Genomic DNA, 15,451 nt, shown 5'->3' on the forward strand with positions numbered 1-15,451 from the left:
CCTCTTGTGCTTTGATTACATTTTTTGTAGTCTCTAAATCTGGAAGTCCTGCTGTAATATATGTAATTAAAGCCTTTTCATTTTTTTTCTTTAATGCGTTTAGTCTTGTTTCAATTCTATTTTCCTTCATTTTCATTCTCCATTCTGCCAGATATTATTGATTTAACAACCCTTTTTCCTCTGCATAATTAATTACAGTATGTACATCCTTATCCCCACGTCCTGATAAACATACAATCATAATTTCTTCTGGTTTCATTTCCTTTGCTTTTTTAAAGGCATATGCAAGGGCGTGTGCACTTTCAATAGCTGGAATAATTCCTTCCATTCTTGATAAATATTCAAATGCATTAACTGCCTCTTCATCCGTGACAGGAACATATTCTGCTCTGCCCGTATCTCTTAAATAGGCATGTTCCGGACCAACACCAGGATAGTCCAGCCCTGCTGAGACGGAATACACCGGTGCAATCTGACCGTAATCCCCCTGATTAAAAATAGATTTCATGCCATGAAATATTCCGATTTTTCCGTTAGTTAATGCCGCTGCATTATAAGGAGTGTCTATCCCTTTTCCACCAGCTTCACAACCAATTAATTTAACTTCTTCATCATCAATGAAGTTGTAAAATGCACCCATCGCATTGCTTCCGCCCCCAACACATGCAATAACTGCATTTGGAAGTTTTCCTTCTATTTCAAGGAATTGTTCGCGGGCTTCAGCACTGATTACTGATTGAAAATCTCTTACAATCATTGGAAACGGATGTGGTCCCATTGTTGAACCGATTACATAGTTAGTATCATGAACACGTGCAATCCAATCTCTGAATGCATCGTTTACAGCATCCTTCAGAGTTTTGGTCCCGGATTTTACTGAATGAACCTTTGCACCCAACAGTTCCATACGGTAAACGTTCAATGCCTGCCTTTTAGTATCCACTTCGCCCATGAAAACTTCACATTCCATATCAAGCAAAGCCGCAGCAGTTGCAGTAGCCACACCATGTTGACCTGCACCTGTTTCAGCGATGACTCTTGTTTTGCCCATTTTTTTCGCAAGCAGCACCTGTCCCAATACATTATTGATCTTGTGAGCGCCAGTGTGGTTTAAATCCTCCCGTTTCAAATAAACTTTAGCGCCACCCAAGTCTTCTGTCATCCTTTTAGCGTAATATAATAAGGAAGGTCTTCCGGCATATTCCTTTAATAAAGTATCAAGTTCTTCTACAAACTCAGGGTCCTTCATATAATGATAATATTGCTCTTCCAAATAAAGCAGCTCATTCATCAATGTTTCAGATATGTATTGTCCACCATATTCCCCATATCTTCCATTATTCAATTTATAGCCTCCATAATTTCTTTAATTTTACTTTCATCTTTAAATCCATCAGTTTCAAGACTAGAACTTAAATCAATTGCATAAGGGTCAATTTCATTAATGGCCTTAGAGATATTTGAAATATCGATTCCTCCCGCTAAAAAGAATTCTTTATTCAAATCTTTCCTAATTAAATTCCAGTCAAAAGTCTTTCCACTGCCTTTCCCGCTATCAAGCAGTAAAAAGTCCGCAATTGAACTTTCATATTCCAATAAATCCTCCTCATCATCCATTTCAATTGCATTGATTATTTTTATTTTACCACCAGTTCTTTCCTTTAAACAGCCAATATACTCTTCATTTTCCTGACCATGAAGTTGAGCAACTTCAATGATGCCCCTATTGAAGAGATTGATTATCTCATCGATTTCTGCATCAACAAAAACTCCTACAGAGATTATATCTGAAGACAAATTCTTTTTCATTTCAGATGCAAGTTCGTGAGATACTTTTCTTTTAGAATCTGCAAAGACAAATCCGATATAATCAGGTTTATACTTATTAACTATGTCTATGTCCTCCAATCGTTTAAGTCCACAGATTTTAATTTTAACCATTTTTCAACTCCAAAATCAATGATTTCTTATCATCACTTTTCATTAAAGTTTCACCAATTAAAACTGCATCAACATTATTTTCCTTTAATTTGGTGACATCTTCCTTTGTTTTGATGCCACTTTCAGAAACAAATATGATATTGTCACTTACACATCTACGTAGACTGATAGTGTTTTCAATATCTACGGTAAAATCTGCTAAATTCCTATTGTTTACGCCAATGATTTCTGCGCCAACATTTGTAGCGGTTCTGATTTCATCACCGTCATGGGTTTCAACAATTGCAGATAGACCCAAATCATGGGCCAAATCTAAAAATTTCTTTAATTGAACAATATCCAATATTGAAACAATTAAAAGCACTGCAGAAGCACCAAGCAATTTGGCTTCCCAAATCATATATTCATCAATGATAAAGTCCTTCCTTAAAATTGGAATGGAAACTGCTTCAGCAATTTCTTTTAGATAAACATTAGCACCCTGGAAAAAATAAGGCTCTGTCAAAACTGAAATGGCTGAAGCGCCAGCTTCTTCGTATTCTTTTGCAATTTCCATATAATCAAAATCCTCAGCAATCAGTCCTTTTGAAGGAGAAGCCCTTTTAACTTCACTGATAATTGCAATTTGAGGATCTTTTAAAGCTTCCTTAAAAGGGAAATCCTTATTGATTTCCAATTTGGATACTTCATCTTTAAGTTCTTCCAAAGATTTATTCTTTTTAGCTTCGATTAGCCTTTCTTCTGTTTTAGCAACAATTTTATCCAACATAATAATCATCTATTTGTAACTTCAATAAATTTTTCAAGTTGTTCAAGTGCCTTACCTGAATCTATAATTTCTTCAGCCAATTTCACACCATCACCAATAGATTCAACCTTGCCGGCGGAATACAGACCGGCAGCTGAATTTAAAAGAACTGCATTCCTTTTAGGCCCTTTTTCCCTGCCTTCCAAAATTGATAAAGTAATCTGAGCATTTTCCTTTGCGTCCCCACCTGTCAAATCCTCTTTAGATGCAATCTCCATACCGAAGTCTTCAGGAGAAATTTCATAAGACCTTGTTTCACCGTTTTTAAGTTCACAGACGAAAGTCTTATCACTAGCCGAAATTTCATCCATTCCATCCAAACCATAAACAGACAACGCGGATTTAACCCCCAAATTTTTAAGAACTTCACTAAGAGGCTCGACTAGCTCCTTTTCATAAACTCCCAAAACTTGCATTGTAGCCCCTGCGGGATTGGTTAATGGACCTAAAATATTAAATATTGTCCTTATAGACAATTCCTTACGGACATTGGCAACATATTTCATTGCCAAATGATAATTTTGGGCAAACAAGAAACATAAATTGATTTCTTTTAGACATTGCAAACTTTTTTCAGGTTCAATATAAATATTTACGCCCAATTCCTCCAAGACATCAGCCGCCCCACATTTGCTGGATGCGGATCTGTTACCATGCTTAGCTACGGGGACCCCACTTGCAGAAATAACAATTGAAGAAGTAGTAGATATGTTAAATGTATTTGAACCATCGCCACCAGTTCCGACTATTTCCAAAACCTCTTCATCATTCAACAATCGAACACAATGAGCCCTCATAGCTTCGGCGGACGCTGTAATCTCATCAATCGTTTCGCCTTTCATTGACATTGCTGTTAAATAAGCACTCATTTGAACTTCACTTGCTTCACCACTCATGATTTCATCCATGGTAGCATAAGCTTCTTCATAAGTTAAATTTTCGTGACGTGATACTTTTAATATTGATTCTTTAATCATAAAATACCTCTTTCAACTTTTTCAATAAAGTTAGTTATAATAATTAATCCATCAGGTGTTAATATTGATTCCGGGTGAAATTGAAGACCATAAACATTGAATTCATTATGCCTTATCGCCATTATCTCACCATCATCTTTTGCTTTTGAAATTATTTCAAGACATTGTGGAATGGTGTCTTCAACCAAGCTTAACGAATGATATCTTCCAACGCTTATTTCAGTTGGCAAACCCTTAAAGATGAAATCATAATCAAGGGATATCTTTGAAGATTTCCCATGCATCAATCTTTTTGCATAAGATATTTTACCGCCAAATGCTTCACAAATAGCCTGATGACCCAGGCAAACCCCCAAAATTGGAATTTTATCATAAAATTGTTTTACCAAATCAATGCAAATTCCTGCATCCTGAGGTCTTCCAGGCCCCGGAGATAAAATGATTGCATCAGGATTTAAATCTTCTATCTCCTCAATGGATATTTTGTCATTTCTATAAACTGAAATATCTGAGTCCACCTCTCCAATCAATTGGAATAAATTATATGAAAAACTGTCATAATTGTCAATCAAAAGAATCATTCTAATCCCCCATCTGCAATTTTCAAGGCATTTATTACGGCAGCGGCTTTATTTAAACATTCATCAAATTCCTTATCGGGCACGCTATCTGCAACAATGCCCGCACCAGAGCGAATAAAGACCTTCTCGTTGCGTGCAAATGCGATTCTAATTGAAATGCAAGTGTCAACATTGCCGCTTAAATCCACATAACCAATTGCTCCGCCATAAATTCCCCTTTTATTGTCTTCAAGCTCATTTATGATTTCACAAGCCCTTATTTTTGGAGCTCCAGACAATGTTCCGGCAGGCAAAATCGAATCGATTGCAGCAAGAGAATCCAAATCGCTCCTTAATGTTCCGGTGACTGTAGAGCCTATATGCATCACATGTGAAAATCTCTCAATGGAGAGATATTTGTCAACGCTGACAGAACCAATTTCAGATATTCTACCAATATCGTTACGGCCCAAATCAACCAACATATTATGCTCGGCCAGTTCCTTCTCATCAGCCAATAACTCTTCTTCCAGCATCAAGTCCTCTTCGTCATCCTTACCTCGAGGCCTGGTTCCGGCAAGAGGGAAAGTATATAATTTTCTGCCGTCCAATTTGACTAATGTTTCAGGAGACGCACCAGCAATCTCAATATCATTGCTTGAAAAATAAAACATGTATGGGGAAGGGTTTGTAGTTCTCAACACCCTGTATGTATCAAACAAACTTCCGGAAATATCCGCTTCAATCCTATTTGAGAGGACAACCTGAAAAATATCCCCCTCTTTGATATAATTTTTAGCCCTATCAACCATGCCACAATATCTTTCACGTGAAAATACTGGGGTAAAATCGGATTTCAATTCCAATGGCTGTATTTCAGTTTTTTTACCATTTTTAATTAAGTCAGCTATTTCTTTCAAATCTCTGCAAGCCTGATTATAGTTATTTTCCAAATCATCAGTTTTAATGTTTGCAATAATGATAATTTTTTGTTTAAAATTATCGAAGGCTATGACCTTATCGAACAGCATCAAATCAATGTCCTTAAATTGGTCCTGATTTTCAGCATCCAAATTAAGGGAAGGTTCACAATACTTAATGTAATCATAAGCGAAATAACCAACGAAACCGCCAGTGAATGGAGGCAAATGCTCTAGTTTTGGAGATTTATTTTTACAAACCAGCTCCCTTATAATTTCGCCGGGATTATCTGTTTTGATTGTGGTCAAATCATCGTTGAATTCCTTAAAATCCTTATCCCCTCTGATTTGAACAACCCCATTTTGACATGTGAATTCTAAAAGAGGGTCAAAACCTAAAAAACTGTATCTTCCCCATTTTTGTGAATCCTCTATACTTTCCAACATGTAACAATGATTACTGATACCTTTTAAAATTCTTAAAACTTCTATAGGAGTAGCTATATCCGAAAACAATTCATAAGATATGGGAATACGCTTATACTCCTTATTTTTTGCTATTTCTTTTACTTCTTCAATACTTGGGGAAAACATTCTATCACTATTATAAAATTAGTATAATGTACTATTTAAAACCTTGTTGTAACTTTTTGTACATTAAATGAGAACATCAAAAAATTATTGCATTTTATCCTGTTCTCTGCTGAATTCTATTACAATCTTTTTGATTTCCCTGCTTTCCAAATAAGGAATGTTTTCAGCAATTTCCCTTTCCAAATCATTATTTAGCTGAATTCTTTTTTGAACGTACTCATCGCCGGAGTATTGGCTGCGATATTGCTTATTCAAATTTGAATATTTTGTAATCAATGGCTGAAGAATTGTACCGATATCCTCATCAAGCCTGTCATTGATGATTTTTCTTTTTCTTATTTCATCAACAAACCCGACAACTGTAACGAAAAATCCTAAAACGGTAACAGTCAAAGCAGGGACAAATATCTTATCATCACCAATGAAAACAACAGTGACAACAATTCCGATAAAAATCAAAGCTACGCCAATTTTTCTTAAATCCATATTACATTATCTTTATTTTTGGATTATTTAAATATTTCATGTTTGAATTGATGAATTTCAAAATAAGTATAAATGAAACGACAGCCAGGACAGACATGACAAACATGACAATCGTATTTGTAAACAGCAAATTGGCATAATCAATGTGATAAATGCTTTCTCCAATGAGATTATTTAAGAAATGTGCAAAAATCGGCACCAAAATATTTTCGCTTTTCAGATACAAAATCGCCATGCATATGGCAAAAATAAAAGCCGAAAAAATACTTCCCACACTGTGAAGAGATGCGAACAGCAATGAAGAGATCAATATTGCAAAAAGCGTAGGGACAATTAGTTTCAGTTTATTCAATAAAATACCCCTGAAAATTAACTCTTCGGCAATAGGAGAAACCAGAACTATGGAAATAAAGCTTAAAATACCTATGATGGATTTAATAGGAATAAAAAACCTTAAATAAGTATCTGATGGAATCAAACTTATTGCAAAACCGACCAAATAAAGCATCCCATAAGAAAAGAAGATATTCAGCAATACAATTAATAGAATATCATTGAATGAGATTCTTGCAAATATCTCGGAAACTTCAAGCTTAAACTCATGTTTAAAATCCTTCAAGCTTAAAACAAAATAGAGAATTATAACAACATTAAAAATGCCCATGGCGGAAAGGTTGAAAAATTTCAAGGCGAAAGCTGCCAAATAACTGAGTATGATAATTATTAATGCTTCTTTAATTGAGATTTCTTTAATTTTTTCATTGAATAGCGACATAATACCAAAAGAAAACTTAATTTAAAATCAAGAGATGATTAAAAGATTTATCCAAAACCACTATCAATACATAAGCATTGCTAATATTGACTGTGAAGAATTTCCACATACAATAAACGGCCTTCATCCGTCAGATATTTATAAATTCATTTCCATTGTTTAATCATCTTCGAAGATGAAAATATCTTCTATATGATCTTTTCCCAAAGTTTTAGTAATGTTATAGGCTAACAATAAGGAAGGATTATAGCGAGAGTTTTCTAAAGCATTTACTGTTTGACGAGTCACACCAACGGCATCGGCAAGTTCCTGTTGCGTCATACCTGCTTTCTGGCGAAACTGTCTTATTCTAGTTTCCATATAATCACCTATTTACTTATATAAATAGTAATACTATTTCTTTTAAGAAAACTATATAAATGTGTTGTTAAACTAAAATATAAAAATACCAAGTAACAAAATATTTAATAGAAATTATTAAATTGTTTTAATGAGATGATATAATGGCTATACACCCAATCGAATTTAGATATGGTACTCCCGAAATGAAAAAAATTTGGGAGGAAGAAAATAAGTTACAGAGAATGTTAGATGTTGAATCTGCATTGGCTCAGGCAGAAGGCAAGCTTGGAATTATACCTCAGGAAGTTGCCGATGAGATTGCTGCGAAAGCTACAACCGAATTTGTAAAACTAGAAAGAGTAAAAGCTATTGAAGCAGAGACCAATCACGATATTGCAGCATTATCAAAAGGAATTACTGAAGTATGTGAAAACGGTGCTGGAGAATACGTTCACTTCGGAGCTACTTCAAATGATATCGTGGACAGTTCAAATTCACTGCTCATCAGGGATTCAATTGCCGTTTTAAAAGAAAAGCTGGAAAGATTGACTAAAATAATGCTTAACCTGGCTGAAGAAAACAAAATGAAAGTTTGCATTGGACGTACCCATGGCCAACATGCTCTTCCAACCACATACGGCATGAAATTCGGTATCTGGGCTGACGAACTCCACAGACAATATGTAAGATTAGAGAATGCAGAAGCAAACGTTTGTATCGGGATGATGGACGGAGCAGTTGGAACCACTGCTGCTTTAGGAGAACAAGGTTGGGAAATTCACAAAAGCGTGGCTGAAATATTAGGACTTCCCGCAGCCACAATCACAAACCAGGTAGTTCAAAGAGACAACCATGTTGAATTCATAAGTGTTTTGGCTAATATTGCAAGTACATTGGATAAAATCGGATTGGAAATCAGAAGCCTGCAAAGAACTGAGCTAATGGAAGTTGGAGAATACTTCGACCCTGAAAAACAAGTCGGAAGTAGTACCATGCCTCATAAAATGAATCCAATTACTGCTGAGAGAATTTGTGGCGTTGCAAGAATCATCAAATCTTATGTTAATGCTGCTTTGGACAACAATCCCCTTTGGCATGAAAGAGACCTTACCAATTCTTCCTGTGAAAGGATAATGTTTCCGGAAAGCTGCATTTTAACTGATTACATCCTAAATTTAACCATCAAGCTAATGAGCAATCTGGTATTTTACGATGAAAATATCGAAAGAAACCTGAACTTAACAAATGGTTTGATTATGGCTGAAAGATTGATGGCCGAACTTACCCGTGCAGGAATGGGAAAACAGACCGCCTATGGAATTGTAAGAAAAAATGCAATTAAGGCGAACAAAGAAAAACTGCTGCTCGGAGAATTGATTCTAGAAGATGAGGATGTTCAAAAATACTTAACCGAAGCAGACGTTGAAAAGATTATGGATCCACATACCTACATCGGATCCGTACCGATAATCATCGACGAGCTTCTTGAAAAATCTAAAGAATGGTTTTAGGTGTTAAAATGATTAGCGTAAAAGAACTGCAATCAATTGATTTATCATCATATACAATTATATTTACAGCGATATCAGTATTATTCGCAGTTATATTGTCTTTATTACTAACAGTAGTAATAGGAATAGTGGACACTGCAAGCATCGGCGTTGCAATCTACATCATACCAACAATTGTCGTTGGGGCTTTCATGATTGGAATTTACCGCTACTTTTCAGAAGGACTATTCTATAACTTACTTGCAAAAAAATTAAGAAACATTAAAATTGCATTAAACGAAGGAGAAATCGTTAAAATTTCTCCTACTGAAACTGCAACCCTTTTAGCAACAATCGCAACAATTCAGGCCATTTTAATTTATCTGGTTTCAGTTTTGATTTTGCCAATAATAATAAGCACTTTAATACAAACATTAATGTTTTCAGGCCAGCAATATTTAGCTATGGAACTTTATCAAATAATGATGGTTATCAGCCAGCCTATGACAATAATAATGTTCATTTTCGGCACTTTCGTGATTACATTCATATCTATTTTAATCGGAGCATACATCTATAACATTCTTGCATCAAAAGGCAGGGCTGTTGAATTAGAATTGTCCGAAGAAAACGGAATGACAGTTATCGAATCAATAGACATGATGAAATTTGCAATTGCAGTTTCAATAATTAGTGGAATATTGAATTTGATTTTTGGAATAATAATGTTAATCAGTGGTGGAAGTGTGATAACTCTCATTTCAAATGTAATTACCGGTTTTGTTGGTGGATTCATATCTGCTGCACTTACCGCTATCTTCTATAACTATTTAGCTCCAAAACTCGGAAAATTAAAAGTTAAATTAACTATTTAAAAAATAGTTAATTTTTATTTTCTCTTTTTATCTCAGGAACATATCTTTTAAGCATTAAAGATAATGTAATTACCGTTACTGAACTCATTGCCATGGCCAGACCTGCCAGTGCCGGTTCAAATGTTATGCCGAACGTAGGATATAAGACCCCCGCGGCAACGGGAATCAGTATTGAGTTATATGCAAAAGCCCAAAAGATATTCTCCTTAATTCTTCTCATTACCTTTTTGGAAAACTGCACTGCAGCAACGACATTTTCCAAATCACCTTCCATAACAACAATATCTCCACTTTCCATAGCTATATCAGTTCCATTACCCATAGCTACTCCTATATCGGCTTGTGTTAGTGCAGGTGCATCATTAATACCGTCACCAACAAATAAAACCTTTTTGGTGTTATTTGCTTGAGTTTCCTTTACGATATCCAATTTGTTTTCCGGAAGAATTCCCGCTTTTACATTATCGATTCCGACCTCGTCTGCAACTGTTAGCGCTGTAGATTCATTATCCCCTGTAAGCATGTAGGTTTCAACGCCCATCTTATGCAATTCTTCAATGGTTCTTTTAGAATTGGCCTTGATTTTGTCAGATAGGCTTAAAATACCTTTAACTGTTTTATCATGGGCCAAAAAGATAATTGTTTTGCTTTGCTTTTCAAGTTCATGATATCTGTCAATTAGCTCACTTGAAACCTTCACATCACCTGCTTCCATAAGACTCAGGTTTCCGGCAAGAACTTCACTGCCGTTTAGAAATGCCTTAAGTCCCTTACCAGTCACGTTTTCAAACTCTGATGTTTGATCCAACTCGATGCCCAAATCTTTGGATTTGTTTACTATGGCCTTGGCGATTGGGTGGTTGGAATTCTGCTCCACGCTGGCTGCCAGTTTTAACAGCTCCTCATCGGATACCCCATATGCAATTATATCGTCAACTTCAGGCTTTCCTTCGGTAATGGTTCCTGTTTTGTCAAATGCCGCCACATCAATTTGTCCGGCATTTTCTAAAGTGTCCCCATTCTTAATCAAAATACCGAATTCTGCAGCCCTTCCAACACCTACAGTAACTGCAGTAGGAGTAGCAAGACCCAGTGCGCAAGGACATGCAACAACCAATATTGAAATCAGACATGTAAGTGAGAATAATAACGGGGCTCCCAAAACAACATACCAAATTAAAAATACTGCAATGGCGATTGTCAGGATAACAGGAATGAAGTATGACACTATTGTATTTGCAAATTTTTGAACCGGAGGTCTAGAAGATTGTGCCTTTTCCACCAGACGAATAATGTTTGACAGCACTGTTTCCTTTCCAATCTTTTTAGCTTTGATGTATAGAACTCCATCCTGGTTAATTGTTCCTGCAAATACCTCTTCACCATCTTTTTTAACCTTAGGAATCGGCTCACCATTAATCATTGATTCATCAACATAAGATTCCCCTCCGACAACATCACCATCAACAGGAATCTTATCACCAGGCTTGACAAGCAGCAAATCATCAATGACAATGTCAGATATTGAAACTTGCTTTTGAGAAGTTATTTCGCCGTTTTCATCAATTTCTATTGCGGTTGCAACGGTTGGCTGAAGGCCTATCAGTTCCCTTATTGAATCTGATGTTCTCTTTTTGGCTCTTGCTTCCAAATATCTTCCAATCATTAGAAATGACGGAAGCATTACAGCTGAATCATAAAACATAAATGAATGGTCAAGGACAATATGGAATGTTCCCAAAATACTGGAGACATATGCTACCATAATACCCATTGAATACATCACATCCATATTAAGATTCTTATGCATCAAACCGTTGGCCCCTGCCCTTAAAATAGGCAAGGAAACATATAAAAATGGAGCGATACTTACAATTAATGATAATAATCCCATTGATGATATATTAATTCCCGTAGCCTGTTTAATCGAATGGGTTATGCCCATTAACGGATCCCATCCGCTAAACATCAAAATCATCAAAATTGCTGAAAAAATAAGGCCGACAATAATTCTGTTACGTTTTTCCCTTAAGTCTTTTTGATAAATTGCCTCTTCATCAATTTCACTTTGACCTTCAATTCCCAAAAGTTCAAATCCCAATGATTCGATTACCTTTTCTATCTCATCCATATCGACTTTTGATGAATCATACCTTATTTTTGCTGATTGCGAAGTCAAATCGGCCTTTACATCAAAAATTCCATCCAATCTTATTAAAAAATTTTCTACGTTCATGGTACAGGAAGCACAATGCATGCCCTGGATTCTCAGGGTCATTTCGTCGGAGTGGAGTTCAAAACCTAAGTTCTTTACTAGTCTTTCCATTTCATCATAGGAAATTTTTTTAGGGTTTACTGTTATGTGCAGTTTATTTGCGGCTAAATCTGCATCTACCTCTTCTACACCATCTATTTTTTCAAATGTTTTATTTACGCTTAAAACACAGGAAGCGCAATGCATTCCTTCAATTGGCAAATCCATACTTTTAAGTTTTGCCATGATTTTCTCCCCCTGAAAGTATAACAATAGTTTTATTTCTAATATAATAAAAAGTTTAGGTAATACAAATTATTTAAATGTGACTTTAATCTCTTTGTGAGGAATAGTTCTTCTAAACCTCTTTTTAGGATATCCGATAATAAAAGAGGAATACATGTGTTTATTTTTATTAATTTCCGGGAAAAAATCCATTAGCTTTTCATGGTCAATCTCATCAGCCTTTAAGATAAACAGTGAATAAAAACCGCCGAGACCCAAAGAATAGGCAAGCAACTCCAGACGGGTGTTGGCTATTACAGCACTAGTCTTATCTGTTGAAAATGTCAATATCAACTGACTGCCTTCCCAAAGCAGAGGGTGGAACTCTTTTGTAGCGTTATCCTTCAAATACTCTCCGAACTCTTTGATTCTGAAAAATTCATCTTCCTTGACTTTGATTATATCATACACCAGTTCCATGAATTCATCTAATTTATCATCTAAAACAACGAATTCAACATCCTGCTGGTTTTGAGCAGACGGAGAATAATAAGCACCTTCAAACAACTTAGAAAAAGTTTCTTTATCAATTTTTTTATTTTTAAACCAGCGGATAGATCTTCTCTGTTTTAAAAATTGAAGCAAATCATCATAATCGAGTGGAATCTCACGGGGATTATACTCCTCAATTCTGTCTTCATGGCCTAAAAAAGATTTAAGGGTAATTGCTCCTTCCTTGCATATGGCCATGCAGTGACCGCATTCAAAGCAATTTCTTCCCGTTTCAACTGCAAAATCCCCTACAACAATATTGTCTCGAATGCAAACCTGTTGGCATAATCTGCAAGCTTTGCATAATTCTTCATCAACCAATAGCTTCATTTTACTATACTACCGCCCTGCATAACATTTAAAATATTATCATTATCGCTTAAAACGGAAACATCATCCAAAGGATTTGAATTGACTAAAATCAAATCAGCAATGAAATTCTCTTTTACCAATCCCAAATTATCCTGATTTAAATATTGCGCGGCCTTTATTGTTCCACTGGCAATAGCTTCATCGGCAGACATTCCAATGTCAGTCAAATGAGTCAACTCTTCAAGGTTATGCCCATGAGGAATAACGCCGCTATCGGTTCCCATCAAAATGTTTACGCCCTCTTCATATGCAATTGAAATATTTTCCTTGTGGACTTTGACAATTTCCTTCAGTTTTTGGGTTTTTTCTTCAGCATAGCTGTCCCATGCAGGAAAACCGTTTTTATATAAAAATTGATGAACCAAAAGTGTTGGAACCAAACTTACATTCTTTTTAACCATTTTGCAGGCTGTTTTCTTATCAATGAATGTACCATGCTCTATTGATGAGAATCCTGCATCGATACAGTTGTTCATTCCTTTCAGACTATGGCAATGAGCTGAAACCTTCATATCACTGGCACTTGCTTCCTTAACTATGGTTTTAAGTTCCTTTTTGTTAAACTGGGCAAATTCAGGAGAGGTGTTTGTGGTTAAAACTCCACCACTCGCCATCACCTTTATAAAATCAGCACCCGCCCTTTTTATTTCACGGGTCTTTTTCAATACCTCTTCTATGCCATCGCATCTTCCCTTAGGAAAACCAGGATAGATTATCTCCATGTCAAAACCTGAAGGTAAGAGCAAATCGAAATGCCCTCCGGTCATCACCAATGGAGTGATGGACAAATGAATCTTAGGGGCTGTGAACAATCCCCTTTGTTGAGCCAATTTAAAACTTAAATCGGCAGATCCACAATCCCTAATTGATGTAACGCCCGCATTGATTGTCTGCAAAGAGTGAGGAACCGCGTTGTAAAAATGAATTCCCAATGGATTTGCCATGTTTTCCTCTTTATGAAATCCTTTGGCAAAAATGTGGCAGTGACAATCAATGAATCCCGAAAGCAAATAATTGTCTTCACCGTCAATTATCTCTACATTATCTTTAGCGGATATCTTATCTGAAGAAATTTCCTTAATCAGATTATCCTCAATCAAAACATTCTGAGAGGTTTTTACCTCTTCAAATGGATTTATTATATTAACGTTTTCAATTAGAGTTTGCATACTTCACCTACAAAATTTCAATTGTTCCATTATCTCCGTCAACTTCAACTAAAGTTCCATTTGTCAATTCTTTAGTATCAGCCGGTGAATCGACCATCGGAATATCTGACATTATGGCGCCGGTAGCAATGATGGGTTCGGCATTAAGGCAAATAATTGCCTTAGGAGCAGTATCGTTTTTCATCATTTGGAAAATCACATAAGATCCCACTGTAGAACCCTTCCCGCCGGGAATGAACAATACCTTATCCTTAACTATTTCTCCTTTAAGTTCATGATTGGGGTCGATAATCTGACCATTGTCAGGATTTACCCCTCCAAGAAAGCTAATAGGCTCAGAGGATACTATCAATTCCCCCCTTGCCTTTCCTTTTGCAATACTTCTGCATTCAATCATCAAATCACTTCAATTAGATTAGTTTATCCTCCACAAATTCACCATTGTTAATGGCTTCAGTGGTTTTGATAGCGTCGAATAAAGCCCAAATCCAAACTATGAAAACTAAAACAATACCAATTAAAAGGAATATGAGGATTGCTGATATAATATATGCAATAATAAAGCTGACTCCTTTTCTGGTCAAACCATTGTATAAGTGACCTAAACCAGGGAATAGGAAACTTAATATCGCTGCTATAGCAACGCTTTTTTCCTGACTTAAAGGTGCGGGAGCAACTCTAACACCACAATGTGGACAGATTTCTGCATTTATATTAATTTTTTGACCGCATGACTGGCAGAATTTTGTTTGAGGCACATCATCCTGATGAAGCTTGAAACCGCATTGTGGACAAAATGGAGTGTCTGCAGTAATTTCAGCACCGCAATTGGTACAGAATTTAGATTTTTTGACAGTATTTTCTTCAATTGGTTCTTTAACAGGTTCTTCACTAACCTTATTGACTTCAATAATTTCTCCTTCTTCGATGACTTCATCAGAAACAGTTTCATCAATTTCCTCAGAAACATTTTCCTCTACAATTTTATCAACACTTTCATCTACAACTTCTTCAGCAGGCTTTTCTTCAACTTTATGAAGAACAGCACCACAATTTGAACAGAATTTTGCATCTTTTACATCTTTTCCACAATCGGAACATATGACCATAT

The 15,451-nt window shown here is 35.9% G+C and carries 17 protein-coding genes; 3 read left to right on the forward strand and 14 right to left on the reverse strand.

Annotation, left to right across the window (positions count from 1 at the left end; genetic code table 11):
• Positions 1–154: 154 nt before the first annotated feature.
• The 8 genes from trpB to ACJMLZ_RS00660 all read right to left on the reverse strand — a co-directional run bounded on the left by trpB (position 155) and on the right by ACJMLZ_RS00660 (position 7,061).
• On the reverse strand, positions 155–1,345 hold the full coding sequence (trpB, locus tag ACJMLZ_RS00625) for a tryptophan synthase subunit beta (protein ID WP_405303386.1): 1,191 nt from the start codon (positions 1,343–1,345) through the stop codon (positions 155–157).
• Entirely contained in the window at positions 1,342–1,941 is a 600-nt protein-coding gene (locus ACJMLZ_RS00630) for a phosphoribosylanthranilate isomerase (protein ID WP_405303388.1), read from the reverse strand. The genes trpB and ACJMLZ_RS00630 overlap by 4 nt, the downstream gene beginning before the upstream one ends.
• Positions 1,934–2,710: an indole-3-glycerol phosphate synthase TrpC gene (gene trpC, locus ACJMLZ_RS00635; protein ID WP_405303389.1), complete on the reverse strand. Its 777-nt coding sequence runs from the start codon at positions 2,708–2,710 to the stop codon at positions 1,934–1,936. The genes ACJMLZ_RS00630 and trpC overlap by 8 nt, the downstream gene beginning before the upstream one ends.
• Before the next feature lie 5 nt (positions 2,711–2,715).
• Positions 2,716–3,726 carry an anthranilate phosphoribosyltransferase gene (trpD, locus tag ACJMLZ_RS00640; protein ID WP_405303390.1) on the reverse strand — a complete coding sequence of 337 codons (1,011 nt, stop codon included), beginning with the start codon at positions 3,724–3,726 and terminating at the stop codon, positions 2,716–2,718.
• Positions 3,723–4,307: an anthranilate synthase component II gene (locus ACJMLZ_RS00645; RefSeq protein WP_405303392.1), complete on the reverse strand. Its 585-nt coding sequence runs from the start codon at positions 4,305–4,307 to the stop codon at positions 3,723–3,725. The genes trpD and ACJMLZ_RS00645 overlap by 4 nt, the downstream gene beginning before the upstream one ends.
• A complete protein-coding gene (gene trpE, locus ACJMLZ_RS00650) occupies positions 4,304–5,800 on the reverse strand; it encodes an anthranilate synthase component I (RefSeq protein WP_405303393.1) in 1,497 nt (498 codons plus the stop codon). Before trpE ends, ACJMLZ_RS00645 begins: the two co-directional genes overlap by 4 nt.
• A gap of 84 nt (positions 5,801–5,884) precedes the next feature.
• Positions 5,885–6,286 carry a hypothetical protein gene (locus ACJMLZ_RS00655; protein ID WP_405303394.1) on the reverse strand — a complete coding sequence of 134 codons (402 nt, stop codon included), beginning with the start codon at positions 6,284–6,286 and terminating at the stop codon, positions 5,885–5,887.
• A gap of 1 nt (position 6,287) precedes the next feature.
• Positions 6,288–7,061 carry a CPBP family intramembrane glutamic endopeptidase gene (locus ACJMLZ_RS00660; protein ID WP_405303395.1) on the reverse strand — a complete coding sequence of 258 codons (774 nt, stop codon included), beginning with the start codon at positions 7,059–7,061 and terminating at the stop codon, positions 6,288–6,290.
• Between the two features lie 34 nt (positions 7,062–7,095).
• Between ACJMLZ_RS00660 and ACJMLZ_RS00665 the strand changes: the two genes are divergently transcribed.
• On the forward strand, positions 7,096–7,224 hold the full coding sequence (locus ACJMLZ_RS00665; protein WP_405303396.1) for a hypothetical protein: 129 nt from the start codon (positions 7,096–7,098) through the stop codon (positions 7,222–7,224).
• Here ACJMLZ_RS00665 and ACJMLZ_RS00670 read toward each other — a convergent pair.
• The gene (locus ACJMLZ_RS00670) at positions 7,221–7,421 is read right to left on the reverse strand and encodes a helix-turn-helix transcriptional regulator (RefSeq protein ID WP_405303397.1); all 201 of its coding nucleotides are present in this window, start codon (positions 7,419–7,421) and stop codon (positions 7,221–7,223) included. The genes ACJMLZ_RS00665 and ACJMLZ_RS00670 overlap by 4 nt on opposite strands.
• A gap of 143 nt (positions 7,422–7,564) precedes the next feature.
• Here ACJMLZ_RS00670 and purB point away from each other — a divergent pair, with 143 nt between their 5' ends.
• Positions 7,565–8,914: an adenylosuccinate lyase gene (gene purB, locus ACJMLZ_RS00675; RefSeq protein WP_405303398.1), complete on the forward strand. Its 1,350-nt coding sequence runs from the start codon at positions 7,565–7,567 to the stop codon at positions 8,912–8,914.
• 8 nt (positions 8,915–8,922) lie between these two features.
• On the forward strand, positions 8,923–9,768 hold the full coding sequence (locus ACJMLZ_RS00680) for a hypothetical protein (protein WP_405303400.1): 846 nt from the start codon (positions 8,923–8,925) through the stop codon (positions 9,766–9,768).
• Between the two features lie 7 nt (positions 9,769–9,775).
• On the opposite strand, the gene ACJMLZ_RS00685 is transcribed toward ACJMLZ_RS00680, so the two are convergent.
• The 5 genes from ACJMLZ_RS00685 to ACJMLZ_RS00705 all read right to left on the reverse strand — a co-directional run bounded on the left by ACJMLZ_RS00685 (position 9,776) and on the right by ACJMLZ_RS00705 (position 15,449).
• On the reverse strand, positions 9,776–12,268 hold the full coding sequence (locus tag ACJMLZ_RS00685; RefSeq protein ID WP_405303401.1) for a heavy metal translocating P-type ATPase: 2,493 nt from the start codon (positions 12,266–12,268) through the stop codon (positions 9,776–9,778).
• 69 nt (positions 12,269–12,337) lie between these two features.
• The gene (locus ACJMLZ_RS00690; protein WP_405303402.1) at positions 12,338–13,129 is read right to left on the reverse strand and encodes a nitroreductase family protein; all 792 of its coding nucleotides are present in this window, start codon (positions 13,127–13,129) and stop codon (positions 12,338–12,340) included.
• Positions 13,126–14,340 (reverse strand): amidohydrolase family protein, encoded by a 1,215-nt coding sequence (locus ACJMLZ_RS00695; RefSeq protein WP_405303404.1) that lies wholly within the window; start codon positions 14,338–14,340, stop codon positions 13,126–13,128. Before ACJMLZ_RS00695 ends, ACJMLZ_RS00690 begins: the two co-directional genes overlap by 4 nt.
• 7 nt (positions 14,341–14,347) lie before the next feature.
• A complete protein-coding gene (locus ACJMLZ_RS00700) occupies positions 14,348–14,737 on the reverse strand; it encodes a DUF126 domain-containing protein (RefSeq protein ID WP_405303405.1) in 390 nt (129 codons plus the stop codon).
• 13 nt (positions 14,738–14,750) lie between these two features.
• On the reverse strand, positions 14,751–15,449 hold the full coding sequence (locus tag ACJMLZ_RS00705) for a zinc-ribbon domain-containing protein (RefSeq protein ID WP_405303406.1): 699 nt from the start codon (positions 15,447–15,449) through the stop codon (positions 14,751–14,753).
• Between the last annotated feature and the right edge of the window lie 2 nt (positions 15,450–15,451).

The organism is Methanobrevibacter sp. (assembly GCF_045126245.1).
GTDB lineage: Archaea > Methanobacteriota > Methanobacteria > Methanobacteriales > Methanobacteriaceae > Methanocatella.